This window comes from Clostridium sp. ATCC 25772, assembly GCF_001573875.1.
In the GTDB taxonomy this organism is placed as follows: Bacteria; Bacillota; Clostridia; order Clostridiales; family Clostridiaceae; genus Clostridium_J; species Clostridium_J senegalense.
Window position 1 is genome coordinate 1 of the sequence record NZ_LFRG01000124.1, and the last position, 923, is coordinate 923.

1 protein-coding gene is annotated in these 923 nt (G+C 29.7%); it reads left to right on the forward strand.

The annotated features are described in order from the left end of the window. A partial coding sequence (locus tag AZI32_RS17090; protein ID WP_206406650.1) for a M9 family metallopeptidase N-terminal domain-containing protein occupies nt 1-923 on the forward strand: 923 nt, incomplete at both ends.

The window sequence follows — 923 nt, forward strand, 5'->3', positions numbered from 1 at the left end:
TTAGCTTTGGTTTTAACTAATTTAACATTCATTTCATTCGCAAATACTCAACCACCTAGTTCTAGTAATACTCCAGGTGATATAAATACTATGCCTTTCCATATAAGTCAGAAGATTAAGCATGATACTAAGGAAAATCAGTTCAAGAAAGATTTGAATATTGAGCCTTTAGGAAAGCAAGATACAGACACGGCACTTAAGTCAGCTAAGTCTGTAAAGCTAAGTGAATCTGCTACTTATACCTATAATGATCTTAATAAATTAAGTTATAAGGAGTTAACAGATTTACTAGTTACGATAGATTGGTTTCAAATAAAAGATATTTTTGTTTATAATGAAGATGCTTACAAATTTTATAATGATGAAGCTCGTGTTAATGCAATTATTAAGACGTTAGAAGATAGAGGATCAACTTATACTGCTACTGATGATAAAGGAATACCTACTTTGGTGGAAGTTTTAAGATCTGGTTTTTACTTAGCTTATTATAACGATTCACTTAGTCATTTATACGATAGATCTTATAGAGAAAAATGTATACCTGCCATGATTTCAATTCAGAAAAATCCTAATTTCAAGATTGGGGAGTCTGGTCAAAATAATGTTATTCAGTCGCTTGGTATGTTAATTGGAAATAGTGCTTGCAATGTTGAGGTTGTAAATAATTGCGTGCCTATTTTAAATAAGTTTAATAGCAGTTTAGATACTAATTTAAAAGATTACTCAAAAACAAATGCTGTATTCCAAATCACTAAGGGTATAGAATATGATTTAAATTCTTATTTGTACAATTCTAATACAACTGCAGATAAATCACCTTGGTTTTCTAAAGTTGATGGATATATAGATGCTGTTACAAACTTTGCTATATTAACAAATGTAACTGATGATAATGATTGGTTAATTAATGCAGGGATGAATCG